Source organism: Paraburkholderia sp. NMBU_R16 (assembly GCF_013282575.1).
GTDB lineage: Bacteria > Pseudomonadota > Gammaproteobacteria > Burkholderiales > Burkholderiaceae > Trinickia.
Map to the genome: position 1 here is coordinate 1 of NZ_JAAAYE010000004.1, position 16,237 is coordinate 16,237.

The window sequence follows — 16,237 nt, forward strand, 5'->3', positions numbered from 1 at the left end:
CCAGTAGAGCGACACCAAAGAACGTCGGCGTGCCGCCGAAACAGGAGGATCCGCAATGACGAGCAATTCGCAGCCCACGGGCGTAACGCGTGACGACGCATCCGACAGTTCGATGGCGACGCCTAGCGCGCTCACTGGAGCGCAACGGCAACGTGCGTACCGTTTGCGGCGCAAACGGGCCGTGATTGACGCCATTGGTGAGGAAGCCTTGGCGTCACGCGTTACGTTACTGGCCCTTCTCAGTGACGGACTGGCTGCACTGGAAGCCAGCCACACTTCGACGACGCTCATCGAGATCAAGGGCGAGAGCGTAAAGCGCGTGCTCAAAGCCATCGTCGCGCGTTATGGCATCGACCTCACCGACTGACGCGTTGTTCTCATCGTGATTGACGCGCGGCATGCAACATGCGCCGCGCGTCAATCAACAAACGCTTGTCAGCGTCAATCAACATCGGCATCATCAACCTCGCCGCGACATTCTCATCTTGTTTGTCGCGCGTCTCTCATCCAGATTGTCGCGCCACACTCGGGCCGCTTGCCAGGCTCGGTGTCGATCGAGCATCGTATTACCTGATCGAGCCGTTGCGCGAAACGCTTTCTTCGCTGGTCGACTTCGATCTGCTGAACGCCGGACATCCGCGATTGACCGTGGGTGCAGTTCACGCCTGCACGGGTGCGATGCGCTACTTCGATTCGCGCGATCAACGGCTGAACGCCGCGCACATCATGAGCTCGGGCGCGCTGCCGCCCGCGTTCCCAGCAGTGCGGATCGACGGAGAACCGTATTGGGACGGCGGCGTCTATTCCAACACCCCGGTCGAGGTGGTGCTGGATGACAAGCCCCGCAAGAGTTCGGTCATCTTCTCGGTGCAGGTATGGAACCCGATCGGTCCTGAGCCGGAAAGCATATGGCAGATATCGGAACGGCAAAAGGACATCCAGTACGCGAGTCGCACCGATAGTCACATCGCGCGTCAGCAGCAGATACACCGTCTGCGCCATGTGATCCGCGAACTGGTCAAGCGTCTGCCGGAAGCCGAGCGCGGCTCGTCCGAAGTCCAGGAGCTTGCCGCCTGGGGGTGCCATACCACCATGCGAATGATCAAACTTGCTGCGCCTCGCCTGGATGGGGACGACCAGTTAAAGGACATCGATTTCACCCCAGCCGGCATCGCTTCCCGACAGCGCGCGGGCTATGAAGCAGCAATGCGGGCCATTGCCGCGCGCCCATGGGATGCACCGATGGATCCAGTCGAAGGATTGACGGTCTACAGCGCCGATGAAAACTGACGAGCCCGACTACACGGCATTGCTTCGCGCGCTTCGGCGCGATCCTTCACGTCGAATCCGTGGTGCTCGCGGGCGTGTCGAAGGTGGCTGCGGTGTTGGTTTCTAGTCCTTTGCCCGGTACGACGTGAGTTGACGAACGTATGCCGGCGGCGTGTCGTTCAGCTTTTGCGAACGAGCAATTTCGTCAAACCGCGGTAAACGGGATTGCCGTTCCAGTTGGGCCGCTCGTCAACCAGTGCGATCCGCGGCCATCGTGCCAGTATGGCGCGAAATGCAATTTCCGCTTCCATCATTGTCAACGCCGCGCCGATGCAGACATGCGGCCCGTGCCCAAAAGACAGATTGGCGCCCTCGCGACGCTCCACATCCAGCCGATCGGGTTCCAGATAGCGGGCTGAGTCGCGGTTGGCCGCGCCGATCAGCGCGATGACGAGTTGGCCCCGCTCGAGCTTGCAGCCATGGATCGCGTGGTTTTCAGCGACGCGACGCCCTAGCGTAGCCGGGGAGCGCAAAGTGAAAATTCTGATCATTTACTTTACGCGAAGCGGCAATACCGAACAGCTGGCCGGAGTTCTTGCGGCGGCACTTGGCGCAGACTGCGAACGGCTCTGCGAACGGGACGACGGGGCGCGACGCGCCGGTCCGCTCGGATATTTGCGGTCCTTGCGGGACGCGCTGAAGCGTCGGCCGGCAACCTTGTTGCCGACAAAGCACGACGTGGCATCGTATGACTTGGTCGCTATCGGCACGCCCGTGTGGGCCGGCCGCCCGTCGACGCCGATCGGTACATGGTTGCGACAGAGCGGAGACACTCTGAAACATGTTGCATTCTTCTGCAGCATGGGCGGGCGGGGCAGCGAGACCACTTTTGACGAGATGCGAAAGCTATGCGTCAAGACCCCGGTCGCGACCTGCGCAATTACTTCGCGCGACATCTCCCGCGATGATGATCGCGAGCTCATGAAGGCGTTCGCGCGGCGGATCCAAGGCGCGATCGATACCGTTGATATGGCGAAGCCCGTCGCTTAGCGACGAAACCGACAGGTATCGATGGCAGGTCGCCGCTCTGCCTTTTGGCTGCGCTGCCTGCTATGCGATGCGCTCAAGGTAAATGACGTTGCGTAAGACCATGACGTGATATGAACGACGACGCGGAGCCCCGCTCATCGACCGACATTCAGCGGCTGCTCGAGGCGGTCGATGCCTTTGCGGCAGAGATGAGCCCCCGCGGGCACAAGCTGCCTGCCGCCACGCTTGACAGCCACTTCGAACGTGATCTTGGCCTGGACAGCGTTGCGCGCGCGGAATTGCTGACCCGCATCGAGAAGACGCTCGCCGTACGCTTTCCGCTCGAATCGTTCGGACAGGCGGAGACGCCACGCGACTTGCTGCTTACCCTCGAAGGAGAAACATCCGGGCAATCCCGGTCCCCCGTCGGTGCCCTCGAACTCGGCGTGCGGGGCGGTGCGCTGGACCCGCCGACCCGGGTAGGCACGTTGGTCGAGGCGTTGCAGTGGCACGTGGCCCGACGGCCCGACTGCTGTCACATCGTATTTCTCGACGAGGCAGGTCCATCAGGTACGATGACGTACGCGGTGCTGCACGAGTCGGCGCTGCGGGTATCGCGGGGGTTACGCCGGCTCGGCATCAATCCTGGCGATACGGTCGCGCTGATGCTGCCGACCGGCCGCGACTATTTCGCCTGCTTTGTCGGCATACTGCTAGTCGGTGCCATCGTCGTGCCGGTGTATCCGCCGGCGCAATCGGCACGGGTCGACGATCACCTGGCGAGGCACGCGGCAATTCTTTCTGACGCGCGCGCACGCGTCATGATTGTGCCGTCACAGACGCTTCTAGGCGGCCTTCTGGCGAAGGCGCGGATACCGACGCTACGCGAGATCGTCGCCGCGCCTCAACTCATGGGCGAGACGGATACCGAGCGGTATGTCCCGCGCGCGGACGACATCGCCCTGCTCCAGTACACGTCCGGCAGCACGGGCACGCCAAAAGGCGTCGTGCTCACGCACGCGAATCTGCTCGCCAATATTCGAGCGATGGGACAGACCGCGCTGATCGAGGAACATGACACAGTCGCCAGTTGGCTACCTCTGTACCACGATATGGGTTTGATCGGTGCATGGTTCGGCCCGCTCTATTTCGGGGTTCCACTCGTTCTCATGTCCCCGCTGATGTTCCTCGCACGTCCAGTGCGCTGGCTGCGGATGATCAGCGACTACCATGCCACCGTCACGGCAGCGCCCAACTTTGCCTATGAGCGTTGCGCGCGCAGGATCGAGGATGCCGATCTCGAAGGCGTGGATCTGTCCACATTGCGCCTTGCCTTCTGTGGCTCGGAGCCTGTCAGTGCGTCTACCATGCGTGCGTTCGCTGCACGCTTTGCCAGCCGGGGCCTCAGGCCGTCCGCCCTGACACCGGTCTACGGACTCGCGGAAAACACGCTTGGACTGGCGTTTTCGGAGCCGGGTCGAGGGATGCGGACGGACTGTATCAGCCGGACCGGACTGGCTCAGACGCAACATGCGGTGCAGGCGGAGACTCGTGACGACGCGCTCGAACTCGTTTCCTGTGGGCGCGCGCTGCCCGGTAACCAGATCCGTATCGTCGATCCTGCCGGCGATGAGGTCACCGAAAGGGTGGTCGGCAGGATTGAATTCCGCAGTCCGTCCGCGACGCGTGGGTACTTCCGCAACCCTGAGCTGACTGCCAGGCTGATTCGAGACGGTTGGCTCGACACGGGCGATCTGGGGTACATGGCCGGCGAAGAACTGTTTATCACCGGTCGGGTGAAGGACCTGCTGATTCGTGCCGGGCGTCACTATTTCCCATACGAACTCGAGGAGGCCGTCGGCCACCTGCCTGGCATTCGAGCCGGTTGCGTCGCGGTATGCGGAGCGCCCGACATTGAGACAGGTACCGACAGGCTGGTCGTCATCGCAGAGACGCGCGAGAGCGCACCGGCCACACTCGCCGCGATACGCACGGGCATCAACGAAGCCGCTGTGGCGCTACTGGGTGCCCCGCCGGGAGAGGTGGCGCTCGTTGCACCGCACAGCATTCTGAAGACGTCCAGCGGAAAGATCCGCCACGCGGCCACACTGGAGCTGTATCTGCGCAGCCGCGGAAATCTTTTGCCGCGCCCGGCGTGGCGTCAGCGGCTCGACATCGCACTGAACGCCGTATTGCCGATTGGCCGAAGGCTTGCAACGGCCGGCAGGCGCTTCGGTTACGGTGCCTGGTGCTGGTCCGTCGTCAGCTTGATAGCCGTACCTGCGTGGTTGATGATCGCATGGCATCCAGACATGAAACGAAATTGGAAGATTGCGTCGCGCTCGGCACGGCTGGCTTTGCGCCTTGCGGGCATTCGCGTGACCCTGCGCGGTGTCGATCTCGCCAACCTGGGCGGGCCAGCCATCTTCGTTGCCAATCACGCGAGCTATCTGGACGGGCTCGTGTTGCTCGCCGCCCTTCCCATTCCGGTTGGCGTGGTCGCAAAGCGAGAGCTCGCCAATGCACCGTTGATCGGCCGCTTTCTTCGCGCCATTGGCGTGCGTTTCGTCGAACGCGTCGACTATCGGCGCATGACCGAAGACGAGCGCCATCTGATGGAAAGCGCAATGGCAGGGACATCGCTACTCTTTTTTCCTGAAGCAACGTTTGTGAAAGCGGCGGGGCTGCGGCAATTTCGGCTAGGCGCGTTTGTCACTGCCTGCGCTTCGCACCACGCGATCATACCTGTCGCAATCGAGGGAACGCGCTTCGTGCTGCCCGACGGACGATGGTTGCCAACCCGAGCAAATGTGATAGTCACCGTGCTTGCGGCGTTGACGCCACGCGGCGAGGACATGACGGCCGCGGCAGGCTTGCGCGACGCCGCCCGCGACGCGATAGCCGCATATTGCGGGGAACGGGTCCTGAACGACATTTCGCCACTGGAGATTCCCACGAGGCGCGGTGTCGTTTGACTGCCTGGACGACGACGATCGCATCGTCGACCAGGATGCCGATCAAAAAAATCAATGGTCTAGCGCCGATGAAAACTAACCGGTGAAAGACGCGTTTGGCATCGGCCTGGACAAATACCGCCATTCGAAGCCATGCCGCCCCTCGTGCACCGTACCCGCCGATGTCTCCGGAAAATGCGCAGGAAAAACGATCGCCTCTGTTTTCATCGCATGATCGAGCAGCCATTGCCGTGAGGCTCTCGCCAACGGCTGATCCAGGCAGAATGTCGAATTCCACTGAGGACGATAGACTTGGAGCGGGCTATGCATGACGTCACCGGAGAAGAGCGCGGTGCGCCCTTGCGAGCGAATCTCGATCGCCATGTGCCCGATGCTGTGACCCGGTGTCGGAAGAAAGCGAATACCTTCTACGAGATCCTCTTCGACGTCCTCTACCATGCGGGCCTGCCGCGCTTCGATGATGGGCAACACACTGTCCTCGAACACCATGCGGCGCGGTTCGCCGGCTGGTGTCTGGAAGTATTCGTACTCGCGCCGGCTGAACACATAGCTCGCGTGCGGAAACACTGGCGCCCACCGGTTGTTTTGCCAGTGCGTGTTCCATCCGACGTGATCGACATGCAAGTGCGTAAGGAGCACATAGTCCACTTGCTCGCGTCGGAAGCCTGCCGCTTCGAAACGCTCGAGCACCGGGTGGTCGAGTCTGTCGAAAAGCGCGCTGAATGGCCGAGCCTTCCCGTTACCGATCCCCGTATCGACGACGACAGTCGTACCATGCAGTTCGACGACCCACAAATGCGTTTTCAACGATATCCGTCGATTCGCAAGGTCGGCGCTCGCTGCCGAGAAGTGCGTCCCGACTACGCGTTCGCCTTCGGCGTCCCAGTCAGGGAACAGGACTTCGGGAGCCAGCGCGAAGACTGTTTCGTCGACGCGGGTGATGGTTGCCTCACCCACGCGAAAGGCAATGGAAGTATCGTTCATGGCAACTCTCGCTTATCCTCGATTGCGAAGCCGTTCATTCTTCAACGAGTGTAGGGCAAGCCTCGACAGCGCGCACACGCCGCATGGCCACGGCATAAAGTGCTGCGCCGATCAGCGCCGACAAGCCGCCCGTCAAGGCCAGCGCTACGCCGAGGCTGTCGCCAGCGTGCCCAAGATGCTCGTTCAGCGCACCGACCGCCAGCGGCCCCACGCCGCCGCTGATCGCATTCGTCATGAATACCAGTAATGCCAGCGAGCGGCCGCGCATGCGGTTGGGCACGGCGATCTGCAACGGTACCGGCGCCAATCCCATCGCAATGCTCGCAGTAAACGCGCAGACACCATAGAGCACGACCGCTACCGTGCTGTTACTCACGAGCGGCATGGCGATCGCCGCCGGCACGAGCGCGGCAACAGCGGCGGCGGAAAAGCCCAACACCTTGCGCAACGCGCTTTCGTCCGTGACGCGTGACGCCAGCGCGCCGGCGCACGCAACGCCGAGCGTGCCGCCGATCATGTATGCGGGCGCGGCCAGTTGACCAACCGTCTTCGGTGCAAGATGGAAATGCCGCATCAGCAAGGTGGGAAACCACGCGGCGTGCGAATAGAACAATGTAATGAGCGCCACGTATGCCGCGAAATAAGGCAGGCAGAAGCGATTGCGCGCGAATAGTTCGATCAAGACATCGCGCAGGGAGGGCATGGCGTCTCTGGCCTCTTTCGCATACACGAGCCTCTCGAGCCGGGCCGGTTCGCGAACCGTGAATGCCACCAGCGCAGCCAATGCGAGCCCGGGCAATCCGACGACAACGAACACGGCTTGCCACGGTTGCACGCCATGCGCCGCGAGCCATGAGCCGCCTGAACCGTGTGCCGCCGATAGCAGCATGCCGCCGCCGAAGAGTGCGATGCCGCCTCCCACATACGGCCCGAGCATGAATACGCTGCTAGCGCGCGCCACGCGGCGCGGCGCAAAGATGTCGCTGAAGATCGATAGCGCCGCTGGACTCAATCCCGCCTCTGCAATCGCAGTGCCGGCCCGGCCAGCCAGCAGTTCCGGGAAGTTCGAGGCGAAGCCGCACGCCATTGTCGAGATCGCCCAGATTGCAATGCAAGCGGCAATCAGCTTGACGCGATTCGCTCGATCGACCAGCCGTGCAACGAAAACGCCAGCCGTCGCATAGCACATCGTGAACGAAAGGCCTTGCAGCAGGCCAATTTCCGTATCGCTGAGCGCGAGCGACTGTTTGATCGGCTGCACGAGAATGCTGACGACTTGGCGATCCAGATATGAGAACGCGAAGCAGACGAAAAACAGCGCCACGACGTAGGCGGGACGCACGTCGCTGAACGCAGGCCGGGCAGTGTCCGCTGCCGGCTGAGCCAAAGGAGGATGAGCGCTCATACATTGTCTCCGCATGATGAGTCGGGGAATAGGGGCACCGCCATTGTTATGCTTGTTCGGCGCTCAATCGATGGCGGCATCCGCCGCCAGTAAAGCGATGCAATCGCCGGGTTCCACGCGCGCAAATGTGCGCATGCAAACCACCGTCGCGTCGGCACGAAACCGAATCTCCTGCGGCGCTTGCCACGGCCGGTGCGGATCGAACAGCCGGCCCGCGATCTGTCCTTCCCGAACGCGTTCGCCGAGCGCGAAGGCAGGTTCGAACACGCCGGGAAGCGGCGAATACACATAGTGCTGCGCACCATCCACGCGCAGAAAGCGCGTTTGTCCAGCAGGCGACGGATGATCTTCCGGCACGACGCCAAGTCGGTACAGTGCGCGGTGCAGCCCGCTTTCGACGATAGCCAGGTTGGCCGCGTCGCAGCCCGCGTGGCCGCCAAATTCACCGCAAAGAAACAGCTTTCCATGGCGTTCGGCCGCCGCCGCGAACGTCCGATCTTCGCCGAGCAAATCCATGATCATCGTATTCGGCACACCGAACGCGCGGATCAGCTCGAAGTAAAGCTCGCGACGTTCGCCCCCGCCCGGTGGCGACGCAAGAAGCGTAGGAATGTGGTCGAACGACGCCCCTCCGGCGTGGAAGTCCATCACGATATCGGCGCGCGGAAGCAGCTCGGTTTCGACGTAGTGCGCGATCATCTCGGTCGGCTGCCCGTTGCGTGCACCCGGAAAAAGCCGGTTCAGATTGCCGCGGTCGATCGGTGACGTGCGCGTGCCGTTGATGAAAGCCGGAAAATTCAAGGCCGGAATGACGATGAGACGGCCGCGTATGGTCATCGAGGGAAGTCGCTGCAACAGCTTCATCAGCGCGACGGGGCCCTCGTATTCATCGCCGTGGTTGCCGCCCGTCAGCAGGACGGTGGGACCGGTGCCCGCTCCGGCGTTCAGCACGGCAACCGGGATGGGAACGTGGCCGTAGCCCGAACGATCGTGCGACCAGGGAAGCCTGAGCGTGCCGGTCTGAAAACCCGTGCGCTCGAAATCGACGTCAGTGGCGATAAGCGATGCAAGATTGGACATGGTGCGATCCGTAGGCATCGGGGCGGCGCCCCGGATGCCTTTACTATCGCCGACGCAAAGCCGCATGCCCAATGCCGTTTTCTGCAGCGGGCGATGCCTCCAGAGCATCGCCGTCAATGCCTTGCCCAATCGACGCGGCGCGTCAGGACGCCGCTTTCCGCAATTGATCGACGAAACGCTCCAGTGCCGGGTTCGCTCCGTTTGCGACGAAGCAGAATTCGAGGGGCAACGGTACCGAAAGGTCCTGCAGATCGACGAAACGCACACGCGCCGGTGGCCGATCGCGATTCGCGGCGTTCACGATCGCCGCTCCCACGCCCGCCGTCACGAGCGACAGGATCGCCGTTTCAGTACTGGCTTCCTGACGGATGTCGAGCGTGAGACCGCGCTCGGCACAGGCGCCGAGCAATCGGTCGTAGTACGCCGGATACACGCGACGCGGAAACGCGATGAATGGTTTATCGCTAAGCGCCGCCGTTGCCACCGGCCCGTCTTTGCCGAGCGGCCACGCTTCGGGGACGGCCAGCACGACATTCTGTTCGAGCAACGGCACGCTCGCGATTCCCTCGGGCAGCACGCCCACGCGATAGCAGAAGCCACCGTTGAGCCGCCCGGCGGCAATCGATTCGAGTTGCTCCGGTGTGTTCATCGGTAGCAGTTCGAGCCTGACATGCGGCACAGCCTGTTCGAATTCGCGCAACGCACGCGAGACGATGCCGCCCCATGCTGCGTTTTCGACGAAGCCGACGCGCAAGTGCCCCTGCAAGCCGGACGCGATCTCGCGGGCGAGGCGGTTGGCGGCGTCCACACGGGCCAGAATCTCGCGCGCTTCGCCCAAGTAGGCCTCGCCCGCGGCGGTGAGCACGAGCCCGCGTGGCGTGCGTTCGAACAACACCGCCCCGATGGCTTCTTCGAGGTCCTGGATTTGCCGCGATATCGCAGGCTGCGTCACGTGCAATTGCTCAGACGCAGCACGGACGCTGAGCAACTCGGCGACGGCGATGAAATAGCGGAGATGCCGGAGTTTCATGGTGGGAGCGCCATGAACGCGGGAGCCTAATGGTAAATCATCGCGGACGTCGGGCGATCGCTGTGAACAGCCGGCGAAGCCACGTGCCGTTATTTACCTGCGCCGTTTTCTTTCTCGCAGCTAAGGACCAAGACATCGCCGGATCGGGCTCCGGCGCTGAGGCGCGCCGTGTGGAATTCGGTGTCGCCGCACCGCCATTCCGCGTGGAAGTCGCGGTGGCAAGCAGGCTTGGCGGTGCGGGTAGCGGGGGGAAGGACGTAGCTGCAGGTTCGGCGGCCGTCGCATTGGCGCGAAAGCTCGCGTGTGGCGTTGCCGTGTGGCGTGCCGCAGTTTTGCCCGTATGTGCCGGATACGATGGTTATCGGTCGAGCGTCGGTTGATTGAGCGGAAGTGCGAAGCGAGCTCGCGGGAGCGGGAGGCGTCGCGCCGCACGCCGACAGCGTCACGCCGATGCAAGCCAACGCCCCAAGGAAAGAGAGGGTGGTCGAGTTCATGGCGATTGTCCTTTGCGGCCCACGAAGCGCACGCATATTCTCCCTTAATTCCTACGGAATCGCAGATGCGGGCTCGGGGCGAGTCCGCTGCACTCGTCCTAGGCGGGTGCGGCGGCCGAGCCGGCGGCTTCGCGGGCCTGCGCCGCGATCCAATCGCGGAACTGGCTGAGCGCCACGTTTTCCGCTTTTTCCTCGGGAAATATCAGATAGTACGAGCGGCTGCTCGCATGTTCGTGCGATGAGACCTGAACGAGCGCGCCGCGTTTCAACTCGTCCTCCACGAGCAGCCGAGGCATGAGCGCGATGCCCATACCTTGTTTCGCCGCCTCGGCAAGCATCGAAAAGAGCTCGAGCCTCGGCCCCGCCATATCGCCTTCGACTTCCATGCCGCGAGAAGCGAACCACTCTCGCCAGGCGTATGGCCGCGTACTCGATTGGAGTAGCGGGTAGCGCGCCCAGTCCCCACGGCTGACCGACTTGCGAGGCGCAAGGAGCGCCGGGCTGCACACGGCAATGAGGCTTTCCCCCATGAGCCGCAGGCCATCGGTTCCGGGCCAAATGCCGGGCCCCGCGTGGATGGCGGCATCGAACTCGGTCCCTTCGAATAGAAAAGGCCGCGTCTGCGAAGTGAGATTCACCGTAATATCGGGATGCACTTCGTAAAACTTCGGCAAGCGCGGCAGGAGCCATTTCGTGGCGAACGTCGGGACTACCGCCAGCTCGAGTGTCGCGCCTTGCCCGCCTTTCGCCATGAGTTCGAGCGTGTCGCGTTCGAAATCGTCGAGACGCGCGACGACTTTTCGGCTGTACGCCCGTCCCGCTTCCGTCAGCGCCACGCCGCGACGGCTTCTGCGAAACAGCTTGATGCCGAGGAATGCTTCCAAGGTACCGATCTGGCGGCATATCGCGCTTTGCGTTACGGCCAGCTCGTCCGCAGCTTTGGTGAAGCTCTGATGGCGAGCGGCCGACTCGAAGGCGCAGAGCGCCCCCGTGGAGGGAATTTTCCTACGCATGAAGGCTGAACTCCGTTGTGGCCATCAACGAGTGAGATTTTTGCACAGATCGGTGCGAACAAATCGTTTGTAGCGGCGTACGTTCCTGAATAAAGTTGCATGCACCTCTCAAATGTCGCGAGTTTGAAATGCAAGCACAGCACAAGTCAGTCAGCTTCAAATGGGACGATCCATTGCTGCTCGATCGTCAGTTGGCGGACGAAGAGCGGTTGGTGCAAGAGTCGGCACGCGCTTACTGCCAGGAACGGCTGGCGCCGCGCGTGCTCGAGGCCTTTCGCCGTGAGCAGACCGACATCGAGATCTTCCGCGAAATGGGCGAGCTCGGCCTGCTCGGCGTGACCATTCCCGAGGAATACGGTGGCGCCGGTCTGAACTACGTTTGCTACGGGCTCGTGGCGCGCGAGGTAGAACGTGTGGATTCGGGCTATCGGTCGATGATGAGCGTGCAGTCCTCGCTCGTCATGGTCCCCATCCATGAGTTCGGCGGCGATGCGGTCAAGCAGAAGTATCTGCCGAAGCTCGCGCGAGGAGAATGGATCGGATGTTTCGGATTGACCGAGCCCAATCACGGCTCCGATCCGGGCGGTATGACCACGCGGGCGAAGCGCGTCGATGGCGGCTATCGCCTGAGCGGCAGCAAGATGTGGATCACGAACAGCCCAATCGCCGATGTCTTCGTTGTCTGGGCGAAGGACGACGAGGGCGCGATTCGCGGCTTCGTACTCGAGAAAGGCTGGAAAGGGCTATCCGCACCCGCGATCCATGGGAAGGTCGGGTTGCGAGCGTCGATCACGGGCGAGATCGTCATGGACGAGGTTTTTTGCCCGGAAGAGAATGCGTTTGCGGACGTGCGCGGGTTGAAAGGGCCGTTCACTTGCCTGAACAGCGCGCGCTACGGCATTGCGTGGGGTGCGCTCGGCGCTGCCGAGGACTGCTGGCACCGGGCGCGACAGTATGTGCTCGATCGCAATCAGTTCGGCAAGCCCCTTGCGGCGAATCAATTGATTCAGAAGAAGCTTGCGGATATGCAAACGGAGATCGCGCTCGGCCTCCAAGGTTGCCTGCGTCTCGGCCGGATGAAAGACGAGGGCACTGCCGCCGTCGAAATCACGTCGATCATGAAACGCAATTCCTGCGGCAAGGCGCTCGAAATCGCGCGCCACGCGCGCGACATGCTGGGCGGAAACGGCATCAGCGACGAGTTCGGCGTTGCCCGTCACCTCGTGAACCTCGAGGTCGTCAACACCTATGAGGGCACGCACGACATCCATGCGCTCATTCTCGGGCGCGCGATTACCGGCATCGCGGCCTTCTGAGCGGATGTCGACGACCAAAGCGGTGCTTTCGCCGCGCTGATGCCGATGTACACGATCACGAGACCGCCGAACGCCGACATCTTCGCTTTCTATTCCCAGCGCCAGCAGATGTCGAATCGCATTCGTGCGTTCGTCGATTTCATTGCGCTCGATCTCGAGCGCGCGGTGGGCGCGCACGCGAGTTGACCTTGCGGTTCACGCGGCGGCGTCCGCGCTACAGGCGCTAGCCGGCGATCTTCTAAAAATCCTGTTCTATTGCACAAATGTGCCTTCTCTATTGGCGATGAACGTCGAAAAATACAAGCAAACGACGAGACATCTTCAAAGGAGACACCGTGATGAAAACCCGAGTCGCGATCATCGGCGCCGGACCGTCGGGTCTGCTGCTAGGCCAATTGCTGCAACGAGCAGGCATCGACAACGTGGTGCTCGAGCGGCAGACGGGCGGCTACGTGCTCGGGCGAATCCGGGCGGGCGTGCTCGAGCAGGGCACGGCGGATCTCATGCGCGAGGCTGGCGTCGGCGCGCGCATGGATGCGGAAGGACTCGTGCATGAAGGCATCGAGCTCGCCTTCGGCGGCCGGCGCGACCGCATCGATTTGAAGGCGTTGACGGGCGGCGCCACCGTGCTCGTCTACGGCCAGACCGAAGTCACGCGCGATTTGATGGTGGCACGCGAGGTCAGTGGCGGCACGACCATCTATGAAGCCCGCAACGTTCAGTTGCACGGGATCGAGGGCAACACGCCTCGTGTCACGTTCGAGAAGGATGGCGAGACGATGACGCTCGAATGTGAATTCATCGCCGGCTGCGACGGCTTTCACGGGGTATCGCGCAAGGCGATACCTGCGGATCGCCTCACGCAGTACGAGCGCATCTTTCCGTTCGGATGGCTTGGACTGCTATCGGATACGCCGCCCGTGAGCCATGAACTGATCTACGCCCACCATGCGCGCGGCTTTGCACTGTGCAGCCAGCGCTCGATGACGCGCAGCCGCTATTATCTGCAAGTGTCGCTGACCGAGAAAGCCGAGGATTGGACGGACGAGCGTTTCTGGGCCGAGCTCCAGGCGCGCTTGCCGCGCGATCTGGCGGAGACGCTCGTGACAGGCGATTCGCTCGAAAAGAGCGTGGCGCCGCTGCGCAGTTATGTGGTCGAGCCGATGCAATATGGCCGGCTCTTTCTCGTCGGGGATGCCGCGCACATCGTCCCACCGACGGGTGCGAAGGGGCTCAATCTTGCCGCGAGCGATGTCGGCACGCTGTACCGGATTCTTCGTGGGGTTTATGAGAGCGGGCGCACCGATTGGCTCGAGAAATACTCGTCGATCGCACTACGCCGTGTTTGGAAAGCCGTGCGCTTTTCGTGGTTCATGACGAACCTGCTCCACGAGTTTCCGGACCGCGACGGTTTCGACAAGCAGATGCAGCGCGTCGACTACGAGTACTACACGAGTTCGGAGGCAGGGCTGAGGACGATCGCCGAGAACTATGTAGGGCTGCCTCATGAAGCGATCGAATAGGTTGACCTCTTGCCCATGGGCTCCAGCATCTATCGAAACAACCAGTGTGAAACGAGCTTCGTATAGCGCGGCATGACCACATAGACCATCAGCACCACAAGGAGCGCGGTATTCGCCAACCGTGCAACGATCGTTGCGCCCGGAAACGAAAGTAGGTCCAGCGCGGGCCCGAGCAGCGCGGTCACGATCAAGCTCAGTGGAAAAATAGCCGACCAGGTGACGAGAAACTGCTTCCAGGGCGTCGCCTTTTTGCCGTCGGACGGCGCAAACCAGAACTCGAGACCCGTCTTGATCTGATACCGGTCGCCTTTCGTGAGAAACGGCTCCATTTGCCGCATGAAGGCGCGCCGCTCGCCCGACTCCATCCAGCGCGTCAGGTTATCGAAGCCGGCGAAGCGGATGATGACCACATACGTATGCTCTTTGCCGAACGGCCGGATCACGTCGGTCGACAAATAGCCTTCGAACTGCGTGCAAGCCTTCCGGATCTCGACCAGCCATTGTTCGTACTGCGGCATGGCCGCGGGCTTTACTTCATGAGAAATGATGCTCGTGACGATTTCTTCGGACTCGATTGCCATGACGTTGATCTCGTTCGAGAAGGGGGCGACCTGGTCATCAGACCACACCGGCGGAGGTGGCCCAATAGCACCATGGTATGAGCCGCCACGGCCTTGGTGCCAGCGGCACGTGCCCGTCATTCTGATGACGGCATTCACGCAGGAAGGCTACGAGGCGCGCGCGCAGGCGATGGGTATCGCGGGCTTCCTCAACAAGCCGTTCGAAGCCGATGAGATCATCCGCTGCATCGAGCGGGCACTTGGCCGGCAGGGATGATCGTTCAGTGGTGGCCTTTCGGCGCCACTGCCGGAGAAAGAACCATCGCCGCGTAGAACGTGACGCCGCTAGAAGTTCCGCGCGAGCCCGACCATGAACATGTCCTGGTCCTTGTCGTTGCCCGTCGCGACGCGGTTAAAGCGCACGCTCGCCGCCCAATTGCTCGTGACCTGGTAGCTTACTTGCGCGCTGAACAAGGCGTTGAGCCGCATTCGATTCGAAGGCTCGTCGCGGTCGCGCGACAGGTACGGCCCTACGCCGGCCGATAAGGCCCATTTGCTCTGGATCGGCGCGACGTACCAGAGTTGTGCCGCCACGCCGCGCCGGCCGGCCGTGCCGTTATTGCCTTCGTAGACGAAGCTCGCGGAATACGCCCAAGCATTGCCGAGAGGGCGCTTGAGCTCGACCATGTAGCCCTTTTCCATCGGCACTTGAGGATGGTTCGTCTGCGATGTGCCAGCCCAGATGCTGACCTGTGTCTTGCCGTCGGAGAGTGCCGGTGCGGGGTCGCCGCGAAGATCGGAGCCGATGCCGAAGAGCACCATATCGGAGTTGAATCCGTTGACCATCTGGATATGGTTGTATTGCAGCTTCAGAAAAAAGCGGTTCGGCACGACATAGAACCGCACTGCGGCCGAGGCGCGCAGGCCCAAGCGCTTTTCGTTGCGTGGTTCGTTCGCGACATGCGTGGTATCCATGCTGAAATAAGGCCCCGCGGACAACTCGAACGCCACGCGATCGCTGACGGGCCAGCGAAACGAACCCAACGCCGCAAAGCCATCGCGATGATGATTCGTCGGATGCCCCTCGTTCAGATAGGCGAAATAGACGGAGAGGTAGTCGTTGAGGATTTCGCCGAAGCCGATTTCATAGGCGCGCCAATGCATGTCGCCGCCTTCGGTCGCGCGGCCGTTGCCGAACACGGCGTAGCCGTCGATCGTGCGCTGCGGCGATAGCTGCGCGCCCGACGCGTTCGGTGTGCCGTCCTCGGCATGCGCCAGGCTTGCGCACTGCAGAGCGGCCAAGGCCGCGAGCGTGCCTGCGCACACGGCTCGCCAATCGATGCGGTGCGATTTGAAAGGCGTCAAAGCAAGTGGCCGGTTGGGTGGACAAGGCGAACGCACTTCGCCGCTTCGCAACAGCCTACTTATCGTTGACCAATCCCTATGTAGGGCACCGAACGCACGAACGCCGAAAATTCATGCGCTCATCCGGTCGGTCCTTCGCGCGCCCGCGCTTGTATCGGACGCAGCGATGGGAAGATGGCGGCATTTGCCACTTT

Annotated in this window: 14 protein-coding genes and 3 pseudogenes; 9 read left to right on the top strand and 8 right to left on the bottom strand. The window is 62.2% G+C overall.

Annotated elements, in window-relative coordinates:
- The first annotated feature begins 55 nt into the window (after positions 1 to 55).
- The 3 genes and pseudogenes from GWC77_RS02735 to GWC77_RS30235 all read left to right on the top strand — a co-directional run.
- Entirely contained in the window at positions 56 to 367 is a 312-nt protein-coding gene (locus GWC77_RS02735) for a hypothetical protein (protein WP_173255335.1), read from the top strand.
- A 158-nt stretch (positions 368 to 525) separates the two neighbouring features.
- A pseudogene (locus GWC77_RS02740) lies at positions 526 to 1,290 on the top strand (DUF3734 domain-containing protein); the annotation flags it as partial.
- Positions 1,291 to 1,319: 29 nt separating this feature from the next.
- Positions 1,320 to 1,418 (top strand): annotated as a pseudogene (locus GWC77_RS30235) (copper resistance protein CopD); the annotation flags it as partial.
- 30 nt (positions 1,419 to 1,448) lie between these two features.
- On the opposite strand, the gene GWC77_RS02745 reads toward GWC77_RS30235, so the two are convergent.
- A complete protein-coding gene (locus GWC77_RS02745; RefSeq protein WP_173255336.1) occupies positions 1,449 to 1,820 on the bottom strand; it encodes a cytochrome P450 in 372 nt (123 codons plus the stop codon).
- Here GWC77_RS02745 and GWC77_RS02750 point away from each other — a divergent pair.
- Together GWC77_RS02750 and GWC77_RS02755 are read left to right on the top strand one after the other, a co-directional pair.
- Positions 1,804 to 2,319, top strand: coding sequence for a flavodoxin (locus GWC77_RS02750; RefSeq protein WP_173255337.1), 516 nt, complete (start codon positions 1,804 to 1,806; stop codon positions 2,317 to 2,319). The genes GWC77_RS02745 and GWC77_RS02750 overlap by 17 nt on opposite strands.
- Positions 2,320 to 2,429: 110 nt before the next feature.
- On the top strand, positions 2,430 to 5,273 hold the full coding sequence (locus GWC77_RS02755; protein WP_173255338.1) for an AMP-binding protein: 2,844 nt from the start codon (positions 2,430 to 2,432) through the stop codon (positions 5,271 to 5,273).
- A gap of 75 nt (positions 5,274 to 5,348) precedes the next feature.
- Here the strand turns inward: GWC77_RS02755 and GWC77_RS02760 are convergent, their stop codons facing one another.
- The 5 genes from GWC77_RS02760 to GWC77_RS02780 all read right to left on the bottom strand — a co-directional run bounded on the left by GWC77_RS02760 (position 5,349) and on the right by GWC77_RS02780 (position 11,279).
- On the bottom strand, positions 5,349 to 6,257 hold the full coding sequence (locus GWC77_RS02760) for an MBL fold metallo-hydrolase (RefSeq protein ID WP_173255339.1): 909 nt from the start codon (positions 6,255 to 6,257) through the stop codon (positions 5,349 to 5,351).
- Between the two features lie 34 nt (positions 6,258 to 6,291).
- Positions 6,292 to 7,662 (bottom strand): MFS transporter, encoded by a 1,371-nt coding sequence (locus tag GWC77_RS02765; RefSeq protein ID WP_173255340.1) that lies wholly within the window; start codon positions 7,660 to 7,662, stop codon positions 6,292 to 6,294.
- A 63-nt stretch (positions 7,663 to 7,725) separates the two neighbouring features.
- Positions 7,726 to 8,742, bottom strand: a complete 1,017-nt coding sequence (locus tag GWC77_RS02770) for a succinylglutamate desuccinylase/aspartoacylase family protein (RefSeq protein ID WP_173255341.1) — start codon at positions 8,740 to 8,742, stop codon at positions 7,726 to 7,728.
- 142 nt (positions 8,743 to 8,884) lie between these two features.
- Entirely contained in the window at positions 8,885 to 9,772 is an 888-nt protein-coding gene (locus GWC77_RS02775) for a LysR family transcriptional regulator (protein ID WP_173255342.1), read from the bottom strand.
- 592 nt (positions 9,773 to 10,364) lie between these two features.
- Positions 10,365 to 11,279: a LysR family transcriptional regulator gene (locus GWC77_RS02780; protein WP_173255343.1), complete on the bottom strand. Its 915-nt coding sequence runs from the start codon at positions 11,277 to 11,279 to the stop codon at positions 10,365 to 10,367.
- Positions 11,280 to 11,407: 128 nt separating this feature from the next.
- On the opposite strand from GWC77_RS02780, the gene GWC77_RS02785 reads away from it, so the two are divergent.
- From GWC77_RS02785 to pobA, 3 genes and pseudogenes are all read left to right on the top strand, one after another.
- Positions 11,408 to 12,595: an acyl-CoA dehydrogenase gene (locus GWC77_RS02785; protein WP_173255344.1), complete on the top strand. Its 1,188-nt coding sequence runs from the start codon at positions 11,408 to 11,410 to the stop codon at positions 12,593 to 12,595.
- A gap of 66 nt (positions 12,596 to 12,661) precedes the next feature.
- Positions 12,662 to 12,781: pseudogene (locus GWC77_RS02790) on the top strand (LysR family transcriptional regulator); the annotation flags it as partial.
- 152 nt (positions 12,782 to 12,933) lie between these two features.
- Positions 12,934 to 14,118 (top strand): 4-hydroxybenzoate 3-monooxygenase, encoded by a 1,185-nt coding sequence (gene pobA / locus GWC77_RS02795; RefSeq protein WP_173255345.1) that lies wholly within the window; start codon positions 12,934 to 12,936, stop codon positions 14,116 to 14,118.
- Between the two features lie 29 nt (positions 14,119 to 14,147).
- On the opposite strand, the gene GWC77_RS02800 is transcribed toward pobA, so the two are convergent.
- On the bottom strand, positions 14,148 to 14,699 hold the full coding sequence (locus tag GWC77_RS02800) for an antibiotic biosynthesis monooxygenase (protein WP_173255346.1): 552 nt from the start codon (positions 14,697 to 14,699) through the stop codon (positions 14,148 to 14,150).
- A gap of 109 nt (positions 14,700 to 14,808) precedes the next feature.
- On the opposite strand from GWC77_RS02800, the gene GWC77_RS02805 reads away from it, so the two are divergent.
- The gene (locus GWC77_RS02805; protein ID WP_173255347.1) at positions 14,809 to 14,955 is read left to right on the top strand and encodes a hypothetical protein; all 147 of its coding nucleotides are present in this window, start codon (positions 14,809 to 14,811) and stop codon (positions 14,953 to 14,955) included.
- 68 nt (positions 14,956 to 15,023) lie between these two features.
- On the opposite strand, the gene GWC77_RS02810 is transcribed toward GWC77_RS02805, so the two are convergent.
- Complete coding sequence (locus GWC77_RS02810) at positions 15,024 to 16,004, bottom strand: hypothetical protein (RefSeq protein ID WP_367948987.1); 981 nt, start codon at positions 16,002 to 16,004, stop codon at positions 15,024 to 15,026.
- Positions 16,005 to 16,237: the final 233 nt, after the last annotated feature.